17 protein-coding genes are annotated in these 17,289 nt (G+C 65.2%); 8 read left to right on the forward strand and 9 right to left on the reverse strand.

The window, feature by feature from the left end; all coding sequences use genetic code 11:
• Window positions 1–14 precede the first annotated feature (14 nt).
• Window positions 15–1,025, reverse strand: coding sequence for an NAD(P)-dependent alcohol dehydrogenase (locus FJ424_RS07410; protein ID WP_140656920.1), 1,011 nt, complete (start codon window positions 1,023–1,025; stop codon window positions 15–17).
• Between the two features lie 113 nt (window positions 1,026–1,138).
• Between FJ424_RS07410 and FJ424_RS07415 the strand changes: the two genes are divergently transcribed.
• Entirely contained in the window at window positions 1,139–1,753 is a 615-nt protein-coding gene (locus tag FJ424_RS07415) for a TetR/AcrR family transcriptional regulator (protein ID WP_140656922.1), read from the forward strand.
• Between the two features lie 697 nt (window positions 1,754–2,450).
• Here the strand turns inward: FJ424_RS07415 and groL are convergent.
• From groL to FJ424_RS07430, 3 genes are all read right to left on the reverse strand, one after another.
• Window positions 2,451–4,103, reverse strand: coding sequence for a chaperonin GroEL (gene groL / locus FJ424_RS07420; RefSeq protein WP_140641057.1), 1,653 nt, complete (start codon window positions 4,101–4,103; stop codon window positions 2,451–2,453).
• A 63-nt stretch (window positions 4,104–4,166) separates the two neighbouring features.
• Window positions 4,167–4,463, reverse strand: coding sequence for a co-chaperone GroES (gene groES / locus FJ424_RS07425; RefSeq protein ID WP_006203049.1), 297 nt, complete (start codon window positions 4,461–4,463; stop codon window positions 4,167–4,169).
• 226 nt (window positions 4,464–4,689) lie between these two features.
• Window positions 4,690–5,490: a class I SAM-dependent methyltransferase gene (locus tag FJ424_RS07430; RefSeq protein ID WP_140656924.1), complete on the reverse strand. Its 801-nt coding sequence runs from the start codon at window positions 5,488–5,490 to the stop codon at window positions 4,690–4,692.
• Window positions 5,491–5,566: 76 nt separating this feature from the next.
• On the opposite strand from FJ424_RS07430, the gene FJ424_RS07435 reads away from it, so the two are divergent.
• Window positions 5,567–6,418 carry a hypothetical protein gene (locus tag FJ424_RS07435; RefSeq protein WP_140656926.1) on the forward strand — a complete coding sequence of 284 codons (852 nt, stop codon included), beginning with the start codon at window positions 5,567–5,569 and terminating at the stop codon, window positions 6,416–6,418.
• Here FJ424_RS07435 and FJ424_RS07440 read toward each other — a convergent pair.
• Window positions 6,415–7,176 carry an SDR family oxidoreductase gene (locus FJ424_RS07440; protein ID WP_140656928.1) on the reverse strand — a complete coding sequence of 254 codons (762 nt, stop codon included), beginning with the start codon at window positions 7,174–7,176 and terminating at the stop codon, window positions 6,415–6,417. The genes FJ424_RS07435 and FJ424_RS07440 overlap by 4 nt on opposite strands.
• A 106-nt stretch (window positions 7,177–7,282) precedes the next feature.
• Between FJ424_RS07440 and FJ424_RS07445 the strand changes: the two genes are divergently transcribed.
• Window positions 7,283–8,182: a LysR family transcriptional regulator gene (locus tag FJ424_RS07445; protein ID WP_140656930.1), complete on the forward strand. Its 900-nt coding sequence runs from the start codon at window positions 7,283–7,285 to the stop codon at window positions 8,180–8,182.
• A 223-nt stretch (window positions 8,183–8,405) separates the two neighbouring features.
• Here FJ424_RS07445 and FJ424_RS07455 read toward each other — a convergent pair whose 3' ends face one another.
• The gene (locus tag FJ424_RS07455; protein ID WP_140641069.1) at window positions 8,406–9,032 is read right to left on the reverse strand and encodes a TetR/AcrR family transcriptional regulator; all 627 of its coding nucleotides are present in this window, start codon (window positions 9,030–9,032) and stop codon (window positions 8,406–8,408) included.
• Between the two features lie 120 nt (window positions 9,033–9,152).
• Between FJ424_RS07455 and FJ424_RS07460 the strand changes: the two genes are divergently transcribed.
• From FJ424_RS07460 to FJ424_RS07475, 4 genes are all read left to right on the forward strand, one after another.
• The gene (locus FJ424_RS07460) at window positions 9,153–10,337 is read left to right on the forward strand and encodes an MFS transporter (RefSeq protein WP_140656932.1); all 1,185 of its coding nucleotides are present in this window, start codon (window positions 9,153–9,155) and stop codon (window positions 10,335–10,337) included.
• A 14-nt stretch (window positions 10,338–10,351) separates the two neighbouring features.
• Window positions 10,352–11,632 carry a D-arabinono-1,4-lactone oxidase gene (locus tag FJ424_RS07465; RefSeq protein ID WP_140656934.1) on the forward strand — a complete coding sequence of 427 codons (1,281 nt, stop codon included), beginning with the start codon at window positions 10,352–10,354 and terminating at the stop codon, window positions 11,630–11,632.
• Window positions 11,629–12,765: an alanine racemase gene (locus FJ424_RS07470; RefSeq protein WP_140656936.1), complete on the forward strand. Its 1,137-nt coding sequence runs from the start codon at window positions 11,629–11,631 to the stop codon at window positions 12,763–12,765. Before FJ424_RS07465 ends, FJ424_RS07470 begins: the two co-directional genes overlap by 4 nt.
• 167 nt (window positions 12,766–12,932) lie before the next feature.
• A complete protein-coding gene (locus tag FJ424_RS07475; RefSeq protein ID WP_140656938.1) occupies window positions 12,933–13,868 on the forward strand; it encodes a bifunctional helix-turn-helix transcriptional regulator/GNAT family N-acetyltransferase in 936 nt (311 codons plus the stop codon).
• 35 nt (window positions 13,869–13,903) lie between these two features.
• On the opposite strand, the gene FJ424_RS07480 is transcribed toward FJ424_RS07475, so the two are convergent.
• Window positions 13,904–14,737: an AraC family transcriptional regulator gene (locus FJ424_RS07480; protein WP_140656940.1), complete on the reverse strand. Its 834-nt coding sequence runs from the start codon at window positions 14,735–14,737 to the stop codon at window positions 13,904–13,906.
• Window positions 14,738–14,885: 148 nt separating this feature from the next.
• Here FJ424_RS07480 and FJ424_RS07485 point away from each other — a divergent pair, with 148 nt between their 5' ends.
• Entirely contained in the window at window positions 14,886–16,379 is a 1,494-nt protein-coding gene (locus tag FJ424_RS07485) for a winged helix-turn-helix domain-containing protein (RefSeq protein ID WP_140656942.1), read from the forward strand.
• Window positions 16,380–16,492: 113 nt separating this feature from the next.
• Here FJ424_RS07485 and FJ424_RS07490 read toward each other — a convergent pair whose 3' ends face one another.
• Window positions 16,493–16,825 (reverse strand): hypothetical protein, encoded by a 333-nt coding sequence (locus tag FJ424_RS07490; protein ID WP_246672278.1) that lies wholly within the window; start codon window positions 16,823–16,825, stop codon window positions 16,493–16,495.
• A 28-nt stretch (window positions 16,826–16,853) separates the two neighbouring features.
• A complete protein-coding gene (locus tag FJ424_RS07495) occupies window positions 16,854–17,267 on the reverse strand; it encodes a hypothetical protein (RefSeq protein ID WP_140656944.1) in 414 nt (137 codons plus the stop codon).
• Window positions 17,268–17,289 lie beyond the last annotated feature (22 nt).

The following is a 17,289-nucleotide window of genomic DNA, read 5'->3' on the forward strand; positions in this document are numbered from 1 at the left end:
GGAAAGTGTGGTGGTCACGCGCCATCGATGACGACCTTGCCGAAGACGTCGCCCCGCTGGAAATGACGGTAGGCCTCGCGCGCCTCGGCGAAGGGGAAGACCTTGTCGAGGACGGGTTTCAGCCGGTGCGCGGCGACAGCGGCAAGCATCGCCTCCAGCCCGTTGCGGCTGCCGACGAACAGCCGGCCGATGGTGACGAGGCTGCGCTGGTAGACGGCGCCCGGGATCTCGACCGATTTGCCGTTGTGGTCCTGCACGGTGAGCAGCACGATGCGCCCGTAAAGCGCGCTGGCGATCAGCGATTGCGTAAAAGTCGCCGGGCCGCCGGTCTCGACGACGAGATCGATCCCGCCGGTCGCCTCGCGCAATTTCACGCCCCATTCCGGTGTTTCGGCCGCCGCAATGACGAGGTCGGCGCCGAGTGCCCGCAGCCTGTCGGCCTTCTCCGGGCGCGAGGTGACGGCGGCCACGCGGCAGCCCATGAGCTTGGCGAACTGCAGCGCAAACAGCGCGACGCCACCTGAGCCAATGGTGAGAACCCATTGTCCGGGCTTTGGAATCTCGGCGCCCGTCAGCGCGCTCCAGGCGGTCAGCCCGGCGCAGGTGAAGGTCGCCGCCTCTTGCCAGGAGAGGTGGTCGGGCAGCCGCACGGCCCATTGCTCGTCGAGCAGCGCGTATTCGCAGAGCATGCCGTCCAGCGTGCAGCCGAGTTGATCGACGATGCCCGGATGCATGCGGCCGTCGATCCAGCGCGCGAAATAGCTGCCGGTGACGCGGTCGCCGATGGCAAAGCGGGTCGCACCGTCGCCGACTGCGACGACTTCGCCGGCGCCGTCGCTCAGCGGCACGATGCCGGCGCGGGGTGCCAGAGGATAGGTGCCGTTGAGGATCATCGTGTCGCGGCGATTGAGCGAGGTGGCGCGCACCCGCACGACGATCTGACGCGGACCTGGCTGCGGCATCGCCTCCTCGCGCAACGCCAGTTTGTCGATGCTGCCTTGCCCCTCGAGCCGATAGGTTTGCATTGTTGTCTCTCAAATATGTAGACCGATTTACATATTATGTAGACCGATTGTCATATTAGGGGCAAGTCCTATAATGCAAGCTCCTGACAGAGGTTGACAGTCGAGAGGTCGACGTGGCGACGGACACACGCACCCGCATGATCGAGGCGACCGGGCTGCTCATTCGGCAGCGTGGCTATCACGGCACGTCGCTCAACGACATTTTGAGCGCCAGCGGCGCGCCCCGCGGGTCGCTCTATTTCCATTTCCCGGGCGGAAAGGACCAACTGGTCATCGAAGTGACGCGCGCCAGTGTCGCCGATGTGACCGAGCGGCTTGGCGCCGCGCTGTTGGAGGAAAGCGACCCAGCCGTTGCCGTGCACCACATCTACCAGTCGGTGGCCCGCATGCTGGAAGAGAACGAATTCTCGCTCGGCTGCCCGGTCGCGCCGTTGGTGCTCGATGCTCCGAACGATGTGCCGGACCTGGCTGAAATCTGCCGGTCGGCCTTCGAGCAGTGGATCGGACTGCTGCGCCAGGCTTTCGTCAGGGCAGGGGTGCCGGAGCGGCGCGCGCAGGCGCTGGCCCTGCTGGTCGAATCTTCGCTGGAGGGCCTTATGGTGATCGCCCGCGCCACCCGCGACCGCACGCCGGTCTTGACTGTCGCCGACGAAGTGGCCGCGCTGGTCGAGCAAGCGGTGCTTGCCGGCAAGGTAGCCCGGGAGGCGGACGCTACCGCCTTAGGATAAAGGGCTTTGCCGGCTCCGGAAATATCGGCTTAACTCCCCAGGTCTTGCCGCAACGGGGCGGCGGCGAAGCGGTTTCGGGCGCGGGCGTTGGGGCGCAGACAGTCGGATCAGGCGGTTCGCGGACCGCAATTTGCCAGGAATCTCGACTGAAACCGCGCATTTCAAGTACAACGCCTCCGCCGAGGTGGCGCTTTCCGGCTCGGGGGAGGTGCCTGCCGGCGGCGTTGACTGGACGCCGCTGCTTTCGCGCCGGCCGCTGCAACCGGACACGCGCCATGTTTCTCGCGTGGCAGAAACGAGCGGGCCGGTTTCCTGCTGGCCGAGCAAGGTATTTCGGTCGACCTCGCGGAAAGGCTGGTCGCTGCGCGGCCTCTAGCGGATGGGCCGTCGCTTCCTTCGTTGGTGTCGATCTGGAAGGCGTGAAGGCCATGCTGGACGGACCGGGCAATGAAGGCTGAGGGAAAGCTCGCGGCCGGCCTGAAGGCGTTGCGGCGACTTATCTTCACGGCGAAGCGATTTCGTTTCGGAATGCCGATCAAACGTTGATCGCCCCGATAATCCTCGCAAAACAAGAAAGGGCGCCTCTGGGCGCCCTTTCCGTATCAGCTTGGTAGCCTGGATTAGAAGTCCATGCCGCCACTCAAGCCCGTTTGCGGGCTTGAGCAATGTTAGTTGATGGGCGTGCTTTATGGACTTCTTAGAAGTCCATGCCGCCCATGCCACCCATGCCGCCGCCAGGCATACCGCCGGGCATGCCGCCAGCCGACTCCTTCTTCGGAGCCTCGGCGATCATGGCTTCGGTGGTGACCAGCAGGCCGGCGACCGAGGCCGCGTCCTGGAGAGCGGTGCGCACGACCTTGACCGGATCGACGATGCCCATGGCGATCATGTCGCCATATTCGCCGGTCTGGGCGTTGTAGCCGAAGGTCGCGCCCTTGTTCTCAAGGATCTTGCCGGCAACGATCGATGCTTCCGCACCGGCGTTGGACGCGATCTGACGGGCCGGAGCCTGCAGGGCGCGACGAACGATGTTGATGCCAGCGGTCTGGTCGGAGTTGGCGCCGGTTGCCTTGATGTTCAGCGAAGCGCGCAGAAGCGCGACGCCGCCGCCGGGAACGATGCCTTCTTCGACGGCCGCGCGGGTCGCGTTGAGGGCGTCATCGACGCGGTCCTTCTTTTCCTTGACTTCGATCTCGGTCGCACCGCCGACACGGATGACGGCAACGCCGCCGGCCAGCTTGGCGAGACGTTCCTGCAGCTTCTCCTTGTCGTAGTCCGAGGTGGTCTCCTCGATCTGCTGCTTGATCTGGGCAACGCGGCCCTGGATCTCGGCCTTCTTGCCGGCGCCGTCGACGATGGTGGTGTTCTCCTTGGAGATCGACACCTTCTTGGCGCGGCCGAGCATGTTGAGGCCGACATTCTCGAGCTTGATGCCGAGGTCTTCGGAAATGACCTGGCCGCCGGTGAGGATGGCGATGTCTTCCAGCATGGCCTTACGGCGGTCACCGAAGCCCGGCGCCTTGACGGCGGCGATCTTCAGGCCGCCACGCAGCTTGTTGACGACCAGCGTGGCCAGAGCCTCGCCTTCGACGTCTTCCGAGATGATGACCAGCGGCTTCGAGGTCTGCACGACAGCCTCGAGGATCGGCAGCATGGCCTGCAGGTTGGAGAGCTTCTTCTCGTGGAGAAGGATGTAGGCGTCTTCCAGGTCCGCAACCATCTTGTCGGCGTTGGTGACGAAGTAGGGCGACAGGTAGCCGCGGTCGAACTGCATGCCTTCGACGACTTCGAGCTCGGTCTCGGCGGTCTTGGCCTCCTCGACGGTGATGACGCCCTCATTGCCGACCTTTTGCATCGCTTCGGCGATCATCGAGCCGACCGAGGCATCGCCATTGCCGGCGATGGTGCCGACCTGGGCAACTTCTTCCGAGGTCTTGATCTTCTTGGCGTTCTTGATCAGCGTCGTGACGACGTCGCCAACGGCGAGGTCGATGCCGCGCTTCAGGTCCATCGGGTTCATGCCGGCGGCAACCGCCTTGTGGCCTTCCTGGACGATCGACTGCGCCAGAACCGTTGCGGTCGTGGTGCCGTCGCCGGCGATGTCGTTGGTCTTCGAAGCGACTTCGCGGACCATCTGTGCGCCCATGTTCTCGAACTTGTCCTCGAGCTCGATTTCCTTGGCGACGGTGACGCCGTCCTTGGTGATGCGCGGGGCGCCGAACGACTTGTCGATGACGACGTTGCGGCCCTTGGGGCCGAGGGTGACCTTCACCGCGTCGGCGAGGATGTTGACACCGCGCAGCATGCGCTCACGGGCATCGCGGGAGAATTTTACGTCTTTGGCAGCCATGTTTTAGCTCCTGGCAGGGGCTCGGGAAGAGCCCGAAGATGAAGATTCAGGTGAGGCCGATGATCAGCCGATGATACCCATGATGTCGGATTCCTTCATGATCAGAAGGTCTTCGCCATTGAGCTTGACTTCGGTGCCCGACCACTTGCCGAACAGGATGCGATCGCCGGCCTTGACATCCAGCGGCACGAGCTTGCCTGCTTCGTCGCGGGCGCCGGAACCGACGGCGATGATCTCGCCTTCCTGCGGCTTCTCCTTCGCCGTATCCGGGATGATGATCCCGCCGGCGGTCTTGGATTCGGATTCGACCCGGCGAACGACCACGCGGTCATGAAGCGGGCGGAACTTGGACTTTGCCATGTTTTCTTCCTCGAATGAGAACGGTGAGAACTGTTCCTCCATCCGGCGAGGCCGGATATGGGTTAGCACTCACCAAAGACGAGTGCTAACGTGGCGCTGAAATAGGCCGGCGCCTTGCCGGAGTCAAGGCGCGCGCAAGGGGGAGGCGACGCGAAATTTTTCTCACGCGGAACGCCAGCCCGAAAAGCACCGGGTGTCGCGAGGCGCCGACGAGCAATCTCGTCCGTCAGTCCCGGCGCTTCGGCGACCGCAGCACCAGCAGCGGGCAGCGTTCAGCGAGCCCGTATGTGCCGGTCGAGGCCAGCCGGACATCATCGAAGAAGGTCTGGGCTTCATCGATGAGTGCTGCCGCGGGGGCGAAACTGTAGATGACCGACGAGTTGCGGTAGACGTCGATGGTTCCGATGACCGGCAGCTCCCATCCTGTGCGAGCCGCCAACTCTTCGCGATCCGGAAACAGCGCTTCGAATTGTTCGAGGATGCCCCTAACCGGTATGGTGTAGTCCGGCGCGCCGCCTGTCGCGGTCATGGCCACGCGCCATTTGAGCTCGTGGAAGGTTGCGACGCCACCGCTCAGCGCCAGGGCGCGGACTTCCTGACGTTCGTCGCGGGTTTCGGGGGAAGCATAAAGCCTGATGCCGGCGCGCCCGTCTGCCTTCAGCGCGCGCGCGATCGAAGCAAACAGTGTGCGCCTGAGGTCCGCGGCGCCGATAACCGAGAGACATCCATCGCCGATCAGCGCATCGACGCTTGCGCCTGGAAACGGTAGGTCGAACCAGTCGCCTTGCACCGCCTTGCGCGTTTCTGTGTCGCCTGGCCAGATGCCGGCAATCATGTCGGCGGATTCGTCGACCGCCGTCATACTGGCACCCAGCCCGGCGAGCTCCGGCGTCACGCCGAACATCACGACGTGCGACCGGGCAAGGTCGAGCTCGCGGTCGTAAGTTTCGACCACCTCCGCCGGCGGCCGCAGAGGTGAGCCGAGCAACTGCCAGTGCTTGCGAATTGCATTCCAATGTTGCGTCATGCAAACCCCAGCCCAGCAGCGCGTTGTATTCGATCGAATAATCGACGACGCTCGATAAGCCAAGTGGGGGGCGGGCATGGCGCGCATCGCGGTGATCACGCACGAGTTCGACCGCTTCCAGAGCCGGCGCGGACTGCTGATGCGCCGCGATAGCCCATATATGCTCTTCGACCTGCTGGAAGAGCTGAAGCGCCGCGGCCATTCGGTCCAGATATTGAGAGGCACCTCGGCGAAGCCGGCCGCCGACATCGCGGTGTTGCATCTCGACGTGACCGTGACGCCGCCCGACTATGTCGATTATGCGCGGCGCTTTGCCTTCTGCCTCAACCTTGGGACGGCCGATATTTCGAAACGCCGCATCAGCGGCGCCGTGATTGGCCAAGGCGACGACTGGCAGGGACAGGTCATCGTCAAGAGCAGCCTCAACCATTGGGGAACGCCGGAACAGCAACTGAACCAGCGCGCGCGGCGCGCCGGCAGGCCGGAGCCGTTTCCCGGCGTCGAACCTTTCGACAAATATGAGATACATGCCTCGCTCGCCGACGTTCCGGCCGAGGCCTTCGAGCGCCAGGATCTGGTCGTCGAGAAATTCATTCCCGAACCGGAGCCGGACGGTTTTGCCGCCCGCTTCTGGCTGTTCTGCGGCGAGCGCGAGCGCTGCACCCGCCATGTCTCGCCGCAGAGCCTCGTCAAGGGCGACGACACCATCCGCCGCGAGGCGGTTCCGGTTCCGGACGAACTGCGCGCGCTAAGGCGCCGGCTCGGCTTTGACTACGGAAAATTCGACTTCGTCATGCACGAGGGCAGGGCGGTGCTGCTCGACGCCAACAAGACGCCCGGGCGAGCCAGGAACCTGTCGAGCTTCATCGCCGCCGGCAATGCCAACCTTGCCGACGGCTTCGAGGGACTGATCCGCCAGGTCACCTAGATGTTCATGCCGCCTGACACTTCGATGCGCTGGGCGTTGACCCAGCGATTGTCGTCCGACAGCAGCGAGGCGATCATCGGGCCGATGTCGTCGGCAACGCCCGCGCGGCCGAGCGCGGTGACGCCGGCCACCATGCGGTTGATCTCGGCGTTGTCGCGCACATGGCCGCCATTGAAGTCGGTCGCGATGGCGCCTGGCGCCACGGTGTTGGCGGTGATGCCGCGCGCGCCAAGCTCCTTGGCGAGGTAGCGCGTGAACACCTCGATGCCGCCCTTCATCATCGCGTAAGCCGACGATCCGGGCGCGGCGAAACGGGCCAGCCCGCTCGAGATGTTGATGATGCGGCCGCCATCGTCGATCAGCGGCAGCAGCGCCTGGGTGAGGAAGAATACGCCCTTGAGATGGGTGTTCATCAGTGTGTCGAATTCCTCTTCCGTCGTCTCGGCGATCATCTTGCGCAGGCCGGTGCCGGCATTGTTGACGAGATAGTCGAAGCGGTCGCGCTGCCAGGTTTCGTGAAGCGTCTTCTTCAACGCCGCGACGAAAGCCGGGAAGCTGGCGATGGCGCCGGTATCGAGCCCAAGCGCGGCGGCCCGGCCCCCGGCGGCCTCGATCTCGGCGATTGCCGTCTTCGCCTCATCGGCGCGAGAGCGATAGGTGACGATGACGTCGACACCCCGGCGGGCGAGGTTGAGCGCGGTGTTGCGGCCGAGGCCGCGGCTGCCGCCGGTGATGAGGGCAATGGGACGAGTGGTCATGGCGAAATCTCCTTCTTCTTGGATGGAGATGGATATACTCGCCTGATCGCTCGATATAATCGGGCATGGATTGCCAACACTATTCAGTTTATGCGAACAATCGGCGATGGATCGGTTTGACAGCATGCGGCTCTTCGCCCGCGTCGTGGAACGCCACAGCTTTACCGCGGCTGCCGCCGATCTCGGCCTGCCGCGCTCCAGCGCCACCGCCGCGATCAAGCAGCTTGAGGAGCGGCTCGGCGTGCAACTGCTCCGCCGCACCACGCGCCACGTCACCACGACGCTCGACGGCGAGGCCTATTACCAGCGCTGCCTCGGCATTCTCGCCGACATCGAGGACGCCGAGGGCACCTTTGGCGCGCATGAAGTGCGCGGGCGGCTCAGCATCGACATCAACGGCCATTTGGCCCGCACCCTGGTCATCCCGGAACTGCCGGCGCTGCTCGCGCGCCATCCCGGGCTCAGCGTGCATATCGGCGAAGGCGATCGCTTCGTCGACCTGGTGCGCGAGGGCGTCGACTGCGTGGTGCGTGCCGGAACGCTTCCCGACAGCGACATGATCGCGCGCCGCATCGGCATGGCGCGCGAAGCGACACTCGCCAGCGCCGCCTATATCGAGCGTCACGGCCTGCCGAGCACCCTGGACGAGCTCGCCGGGCATATGATGATCGGCTTCGTCTCGTCGCGCACCGGCCAGGTGATGCCGCTGGAGTTCACCGTCGACGGCAAGATCCGCGAGGTCGTGCTGCCATCGCGCGTCACGGTCTCCAATTCCGACACCGCCGCCACGCTGGTGCGCCAGGATTTTGGCCTCTACCAGGCGCCGCGCCGCCGCTTCGCCGCCGACATCGAGGCCGGCCGGTTGGTCGAGGTGCTGCCCGGCAACCCGCCGACGCCGACGCCGATCTCGGTGCTCTATCCGCGCAGCCGACAATTGTCGCCACGGGTGCGGGTGTTCGTGGACTGGCTGGTGGAGATCCTGGGGCCGAAGCTGGATGTGTCTTAGGAGATCTTCGCAATGCTGGCGGGACAGCGCCCCCCTCTGGCCTGCCGGCCATCTCCCCCACGAGGGGGGAGATCAGCTGGCGCCGGCTTTCGCCACTCTCCGACGTTGAAGAAAGGGCGCCGCCGGCGAAGCTGCCAATCCCCCCACCTGTGGGGGAGATGTCCGGCAGGACAGAGGGGGGCGCGAAGGAACTCCACGGTTCCATTCTTCAGCAAGCCGAGACCTATAGAAACAACCGCAACTGCGTGTGAATGATCGACCGATAGTCGTCGATCGTGCGCCGGCCTTCTTCCTTGTCCTGCGTCAGCGCCAGCCGCACGACGCCGCCGGCAAGCTGGAAGATCAGGAACACGACGCGCCCGAACGCCTCGCGCCGCTCCGGCTCGATCATCGGACCGACATGGTCGCAGAACATCTTCGCCTGATGCCTGGTCTCGGCGATGTCGAGATGCTGCAGCGCCTTGTCGGCCTGGATGGCGTTCTGCAGGTCCTGGATGGCCGGGTCGGCGGCGACGCGGGCATAATAATCGTCGAGCAGGCGGTCGGCCGCCGCGGTCACGTCGCCCAGCCCGCCTATCCCGGCGATGATGGCGCCGAATCGCGCCCGGCTTTCCTCGGAAAACCGCTCATAGAGCATCGCCAGGATCGCCGACTTCGACGGAAAATAGTGGTAGACGGTGGCGATCGGCCCGCCGGCCAGCGCGCCGACTTCCTTCATCGTCACCGCGTCGATGCCCTTTTCGCCGATCAGCCGCATGGTGGTGGCGAGGATCGCGTCGATGCGCTCGCGGCTGCGCTCCTGCTTCGGCCTGCGCCGCGGTTCCGTCGCCGTTCGCCTTGTCTGCGTCATGCGCCAAATCCCGTGGGAGCTCGCGAATTCTTGGTTGACAAGAAACATGATCAAGTATCAGTTTCGTGAAATACTGACAACTTGTCAGTTTTTCGATCGAGCTGCAAGGGAGGGGCACTCGTGACCGCATCGCAAGCCGCGCAGGCGGAAAATGACGAATGGCTTGTCGGCAATCCGACCGGACTGCAGCTCGCCTCGGCGCTGTGGATCGGCTCGGTCGGCCTGCTCATCCTTGGCCTGCAGCCGGTGCTGCTCGGTGCGCTCTACACTGAGGGCCATGTCACCGGCGACGAACTCGCGCTGGTGGCCACCGCCGAGATGATCGCCATCGCCATCGGCTCGGGCGTAGTGGCGATGCTGCTCCCTGCCAGGAACATGTGCCGGAAGAGCGCGGTGCTGCTCGTGCTGCTCGCGCTCGCCAATTTCTGGACGGCTTATGCCGGTACTCCCAATGCGCTGATCGGCGCGCGCACGCTGGCCGGCTTGGCGGAGGGCGGGCTGGTCGCGGTCGCCACCGAATTGATCGCCCGCTCGCGTCGCGCCGAGCGCATCGGCGGCTATTTCGTCACGCTGCAGACCTTGGCGCAATGCGCGCTGGCGCTGATCCTCGCGCTCTATGCCGTGCCGCGAGCCGGCTCGGCCGGCGGCTTCATCGCGCTCGGCATCGTCTGCCTGCTGTCGCTTGTCGTCGCCTGGACCGTGCCGGACGACTATGCCGACCTGCCAAAGGAAGAGCAGTTCGCCAATGTGGCGACCGTCCCGGCGCTCACCGCGCTCCTGTCGATCTTCTGCTATTTCATGTTCTTCGGCGCCGTCTGGGCTTTCCTCGAGCCCATCGGCGCGCAGTTCGGCATTGATGGCCGCACCGTCGGTCTGATGGTGTCGGCGAGCCTTGCCGCGCAGGTGCTCGGCGCCATGACCGCGACGATCTTCGAGGCGCGCATCGACTATCGTTTTGCCATCACCGCCATCGGGGTCATCGCGGCGATCAGCTCGGTGCTGCTTGCCGCCGGCCCGGGGCTTTCGACGTTCTGGGCCGTGGCGCTGGTGATGGGCTTCATCCTGCTCTTCATCGTGCCCTACCAGATCCGCCTCGCCATCACAGCCGACGAGACGCGCACCGCAGCACTCCTGGTGCCGGCCGCGCAACTCTTCGGCCTCGCCATCGGCCCGATCGCCGCCTCGCTTCTGATCGACGGCGAGAATTTCCGGCCCGTGCCCGAATTCGCCGCCGCCACCGCTCTGGCCAGCGTGCTTTTGCTCGGCGTCTTCGTGCTGGTCGCGCGCCGGCGCGGCCGGGCCTGAGCGGGAGGATTGGGATGGCAGCCGCCTGGAGAAACTGGTCGGGCTTCGTCACGGCTTCCCCGCAATTGATCGCGACCCCGGCCGATGCCGGGGAACTGGCCGAGCTGGTGCGCTCGGCGCCCGGACCGCTGCGCGTCGCAGGCGCCGGCCATTCCTTCACGCCGCTGGTGCAATCCGACGGCACCATCGTTTCGCTGGAGAAGATCGAGGGGCTGGTCTCGCATGACGCTGTCGCCAACCGGGCGCGGGTGAGGGCGGGAACCAGGCTCGGCGCCCTGATGCGCATCCTGCAGGACATCGGCCAGGGCCTGCCCAACATGGGCGACATCGACCGTCAGGCGATCGGCGGCGCGCTGGGCACGGCAACGCACGGCTCGGGCTCCGCGCTCGGCGCCTATCACACACAGCTCGAGGCGCTGCAGCTGGTGGATGGGCAAGGCAAGCTGCGCGACTACAGCCGGGCAGACGACCTGGACATGATCCACGCCACCGGCGTTGCGATGGGCAGCTTCGGCGTGGCGACCGAAGTGACGATGAACAACATGGCGACCTATCGGCTGCGCCGCCGCAAATGGGTTCTGCCGGTCGGCGACATGCTCAAAAACTTCGAGACGATGATGGCCGCGCATCGCTCGGCCGAATTCTACTACATTCCCTTCGCCGACTACGTGCAGTTCATTGCCAGCGATCTCAGTGGCGCAGCGCCGACGCCGCGGCCGACCGAGGACGACGAGGAAGGATTGGCGACGCTACGCAAGCTGCGCACCGCTTTGCGCTGGCTGCCGTCGCTGCGCCGCGCGCTGATCAGGGGCGCGGTGAAGAAAGTGCCCTCCGAGGACTATGTGCAGGACTGGCTCAACGTCTACGCCAGCGACCGTCGCACCAAATTCAACGAGATGGAGTACCACCTGCCTTACGAGGAAGGTCCCAAGGCGTTGGCCGAGATCATCGCGCTGACGGAGAAGCACTTCCCGGAAGTCTATTTCCCGATGGAGGTGCGTTCGGTGGCGCCCGACGAATTCTGGCTTTCGCCTTTCTACAAAAGGCTGACCTGCTCGATCGCCATCCACCAGGATGCGGCCAACGACCCGCTGCCCTTCATGCGCGCCGCCGAGCCGATCTTCCGCAAGTATGGCGGCAGGCCGCATTGGGGCAAGATGCACGGCCTGAAGGCAACGGATTTCAAGAAGCTTTATCCGCGCTGGGACGACGCGATGGCGGTGCGGCGCGACATCGATCCGCAAAACCGTTTCGTCTCGCCTTACATGGCCGGCCTGTTCGGGATCCAACAATGAGCGCCTATTTCACCGCTCTGTCCGACGCATTGCGGGCCGCCGAGATTTTCCGGCCCTGCCTTGTTCTCGACCGCGGCCGGCTGGACGGCAACATCGCGCTGGTGAAGGAGAGGCTGGCGCCGGGCCTGGCGGTGCGACTGGTCGACAAGTCGCTGCCTTGCATGCCGCTGCTCTTGCACATCGCGCGAGCACTCGAAACCAACCGCTTCATGACCTTCCATCCGCCGGTGACGCAGGCCGTGCTCGACGCGTTTCCCGAGGGCGACCTGCTCTATGGCAAGCCGATGCCGGTCGGCGCCGCCAGGGCCGCGCTGACGAGAGGCGGCGCCGGCTGGTGGTCGCGCGTCTGCTGGCTGATCGATACGCCGGAGCGGCTGGCCGACTATGGCGCCTTGGCCGCCGCGCTCGACACCGAATTGCGCTTCGCTTTCGAGGTGGACGTCGGCCTGCATCGCGGCGGCTTTTCCAGCCCCGCCGAGATCAAGGCGCTGCCGATACCGGATCGTCTGCACTGCGAAGGCATCATGGCCTATGAGGCCCATGCGCCGGAAATCCCCGGTTTATTCGGCGGGGCGGAGAAGGCGCTGAAGCAGGCCTCGACCAAGGCTGCCGGCTTCATCGATGCGCTGGAGCCGGAGGCGCGCCGCATCCTCAACATCGGCGGCTCGAAGACGGCGCTGCTGCATGGCTCGGGCGTCGCTAACGAAGTGTCGATCGGCTCGGCCTTCGTGCTGCCCAAGGATTTCGACACGCCCGGCCTCGGCGGTTTCCAGCCGGCGGCTTTCATCGCCACGCCGATCCTCAAGGCGCTCGATGCGATGCTGCCGGGGCCGCCGGCGGTTTCCAGGGCGTTGCAGTCGCTCGGTCTCTTCGCGCGCAAGGGCTGCTATCTCTATGGCGGCAAGTGGATGGCCGAGCCGGTGTTTCCCGAAGGCATGAAGCCGAACGGACTGATCGGCTTATCGTCCAACCAGCAGTTCATGAGCCTGCCCGCCAGGGCGACCGTGAAACCCGGCGACTATGCCTTCCTGCGGCCGACACAGAGCGAGGCGGTCCTGCAGCATTTCGGGGCGATTGCGGTGTTTTCGGCCGGGCGCATCGTGGAGTTCTGGCCGGTGCTGCCGATGGGGTGAGGGACGCTTCAGCGCTCGCTATTCGCACTGGTGACCGTGAGGTCGTCATTCCAGGGTCTGCGCGCGTCGCTGCGCTCCTTGCTCCGCCCTGGAATGACGAAGGCGTGGCCTATTCATTGACTGAGTCAACTAAATGGTTGATCCTGTCCAGGACAGGAGGATCTCCCATGACGATCCACGACCACCCCGGCAAGGAGCGCATCGATACGATCCGGTCCTTCAACCGCTTCTACACCCGCCAGATCGGCCTGCTCGACGAGGGCCTGTTGAAGAGCCCGTTCTCGCTGACCGAGGCGCGGGTGCTCTATGAGCTTGCCAACCGCGAGGGGCTGGTCGCCAGCGACCTGGTGCGCGAGCTTGGCCTCGACCCCGGCTATGTCAGCCGTCTTCTCAAGAAATTCGAGGAGCGCGGCCTGGTCGAGCGCGAAGCCACCGAGGCGGACGCGCGCCGCGCCTCGATCGCGCTGAAGCCCGCGGGCAGGCAGGCCTTCGCGCCGCTCAACCAGGATTCGCACGACCAGGTGCGGGCGCTGCTCGATCGCCTGGCGCCTGTCGACCAGGAGCGGCTGGTCAAGGCCATGCGTACCGTACAGGAGCTGCTCGGCGACAAACCCGAACCGAAGGAAGCCTACATCCTGCGGCCGCTGCAGGTTGGCGACATCGGTTGGATCACGAGCCGCCAGGGCATGCTCTATACGCAGGAGTATGGTTGGGACGGGACCTTCGAGGTGCTGGTCGCCGAGATCCTCGGCGAATTCGTCAGGAAGTTCGATCCGAAGTGGGAGCGTGCCTGGATCGCCGAGCGCGCGGGCGAGATTGTCGGTTCCGTCTTCGTCGTGCGCAAGTCGCCGGAGGTGGCGAAGCTCAGGCTGCTCTATGTCGAGCCATCGGCGCGTGGCCTTGGCATCGGCGCGCGCCTGGTCGACGAATGCATCGCCTTCGCGCGCGCCAAGGGCTACAAGACGCTGACCTTATGGACCAACGACATACTGGGCGCGGCCCGCCGCATCTACCAGGCCGTGGGTTTCAAGCTGGTCGACGAGGAGCGCCACCATTCCTTCGGCAGGGACTTGGTCGGGCAGACGTGGGATCTGGAGCTTTAGCTCTTTCCCTTCTCCCGCAAGCTGAAGGAAGGCGCTCACCCCTTCACCGGCAACCGGATCTCCAACCCGCCATTGCCGGTGCGCGCGTCGAATTGGGGTCCGTAGCGCTCGAATTCCGGTGCGTCGGCGATCTCGTGGCCGGAGGCCGGCAGCCAGCTGTTCCAGATCGTGTTGATGGTCCGGCGGATGGTCGAGATGTGCTCGCGATGCGAGAACACCGCATATTTCTGCGCCGGCACCCGCACACGGTAGAAATCCGTCGGCAAGTCGCAGAAATCCGTCACCTCGACGCCGGCGACATAGTCGAAATTGTCGGCATCGTCGCCATTCGTGCACACGCCGTAGAAGACGCCGGGCACTTCGCCTGGAATGTTGTCGATATAGGGGGCGAAGCGCTGCCATTGCATGGGAATGCCGGCGCTGGTCTCGCAGCTGTAGCGCTCGCCGAGACCGGCGATGAGGAAGGGGCGGCTGGTCTCGAAGCGCGGCGACTCGAGTGTGGCGAGAAGCGAACTGTCCATCAGAATGGGCTCCACGAGGTTGAGGTTTCGGGTCGAGCCTTGCGCGCGCACCAGCTCCGGCGTGGTGCCGAATTCATCGCGAAAGGCCCGTGTGAACGCCTCATGCGAGCCGTAGCCGGCATCGAGCGCGACCGAGAGGATGTCGCGTGCGCCGCCGGCCAGCTTGCGCGCCGCTTCGCTCAAGCGGCGCGCCCGCATATAACCCATGACCGACCGTCCCGTGGCGGCGCCGAAGGCGCGCGTCACATGGAAGCGCGACACGCCGCTGCTTTGCGCTATTTCGTCGAGACTGATCGCGTCCGGCAGATGGCTTTCGACAAACCACAGCGCTTTCTCGGTCGGGTTCATGGTTCCTCGCATTTGGCGCGGCGACATTAGCCCTCGCGCCGCCGGCCAGTTTGATCGAAATTGCGCGCTGGGCAATAATGCGCTTAGACCATGCCGCGTCGAGTGGAAGCGATGCGGCGCAAAGCATTGTCCGGGGAGAGGTGTCCCGATGGCGCCGGCGACAGCCGATCAGGCCTTTTGTTTTGGCGGGTTCACGCTCGACCTTGCCATGGGCACGCTGCGCGGCGTCAACGAGCCGCTGTTCTTGCGCCCGAAGGCTTTCGCGCTGCTGTCCCATCTTGCCCGCAACATGGGCCGCGTGGTGCCGAAATCGGAACTGATGGATGTCGTGTGGCCGGGCGTCTACGTCACCGAGGATTCGCTGACGCAGTCGGTGCGCGAGATCCGCAAGGTGCTGGGCGACGACATGGTGCGCACCGTCTCCAAGCGTGGCTACATGCTGGCAGCGGAAGCCGAAGCGGCGCCCGAGATAAGCACGCAGCCGATCGTCGCCGTGGTGCGCTTCCGCAATGAGAGCGGCGATCCGGCCGACGAGGCCATGGTCGATGGATTCGCGGAAGACCTGATCAATGGCGTCGCGCGCTTCGGCACCGTCACTGTGCTGGCGCGGAACTCCAGCTTCTCCTTTGCCTCCTTCGGCCGAGACGAGTGGCCGCAGATCCGCGCCCGCATCGGCGCCGACTATCTGGTCGAGGGCTCGCTGCGCCGTCAGGGCGAGCATGTCGTGGTCGCTGTCAGTCTGGTGGACATCGCCACCGCGAGCCAACTCTGGGGCGACCGCTACCAGTCGCATGGCGAAGGCCTGTTCGCCATCGAGCGCGAGATCGTCGAGCAGATCGTCAGCCGCCTGGTCACGCGGGTCGCCAATGCCGGGCTGCAGCAGGCGTCACGCAAGCCGGTCACCAGCCTTGCCGCCTACGAGCTCCTGATACGTGGCTTTGCGCTGCTGCGCGATCCGGCCCAGACCGACCAGCGCGGCGCCGAGGCCTTGTTCGAGGCGGCGATCGCCAAGGATCCGAATTACGGGCTGGCCTACACCTATCTCGGCTTGGCGCGCTCGCTCGACGGCGAATTCGGGCGTGCCAGCGATGCCGTGCTGGAAAACGCGCGCGACCTTGCCGACAAGGGCCTGGCGCTGTCGCCGGACCAGCCGACCGGTCATCGCGTGCAGTCGCTGATCCGCCTCTACATGCGTGATCACGAGGCGGCCGAGCACCACATGCGCATTGCGCTACAGCTCAACCCTTACGATGCCGACAGCATCGAGCAGATGGGCATGCTGCTGACCATGCGCGGCCGGCCGCTGGAAGCGCTGACCTGGCTGGCACGCGGCATCCGCATCGATCCTTTGCACCCGCATTGGTACCAGTTCGATCGCGCGCTGGCGCTCTACATGATGGGCGAGTACCGGCAGGCGGCCGACGCACTGGAACTGGCAACGCGTCCAGCGCCGTGGATCCGCACGCGGCTCGCGGCCTGTTATGCCCAGATGGGCGACATGGAGAAGGCGCGGCGGCAGATCGCACTCATCGAGGAGGGCGCCCCGTTCTCGCCGATCGACTATGCGCTGCGCGGCGTGCCGTTCGAGAACAAGGCTGATGCCGAGCATCTCGCCGAGGGTGTCAGGCTTGCCCTCGGCTAATGCATGTCGCCCGGTGTGCAGCGGATAGCGACATGCATCAAAAACAGAGACTTAAAAGCGCGTCGACTGAATCCGTTTCAGGGCGACGCGCTTTAGCTGATGCCCGAGGCCGATCAATCGGCCACGACCACGATGTAGCGGCCCTGATAGAGCCGGTAGTAAGTGCCGCCGCAGCGCCAGACGTCAAAACCGTTGACCTTGGTGCGGACGCAACCGGTGGGCAGCGTCGCGACCCAGGCCGTGGTGTGCCGCAGCACGCGCCAGGTGGTGGTGCGGCGGGCGACTCCGGCGGCGCTGCGCGGCGTCCACGGCGCCCCGATGCGGGCCTCGGCGGTGCTGACCGGCGACAAAGCGGGCACGGCGCTGCCGACGATTTCGACAGCGGTGATCGCAAGGGCGAGCAGAGCTGCGGCCGAGCGGTATTTCTTCAAGGATTTCATGGGCATGTTGGTTTCTCCAGATGTTGGTTGAAGTCTAGTGGGAGGATTGAGCGGCAAGCCGGGTCGAGCCCGTCAGCGCCGCCAGGTGAGCAACCACGAGCACCCAGTGCGCCGTGGTTGTGACGTAGCCGACGACGAGCACGTCCGCGGCGACGAAGAACTGCCAGAACAGAAGGTTCGCCGTTCCAAGCAGAATGTGCACGGCAGCCAGGACGGCATGCCAGTTGCGGGAATAGGCGATGCGCCAGAGCGTCACGCCGATGATCAGGGCAAGCCCGTGCGCCTCGATGAAGCCGATGCCGGTACCGGGCGCATCGCCGAGCAGGATTGCTTCCGGGCCGCGCCCGAAGAAGGAGCCGGCAATGTCGGTGAAGAGCCCGCCGGCCGACGCCAGCAACAGGAAGCCGGCGTTCAGGCGAACGAAGAGGTTTCCGTAGAAGGAGGACATGATCTTGCCTTTCTGTTTGTTG

This window comes from Mesorhizobium sp. B3-1-8 (genome assembly GCF_006439495.1).
Lineage (GTDB): Bacteria > Pseudomonadota > Alphaproteobacteria > Rhizobiales > Rhizobiaceae > Mesorhizobium.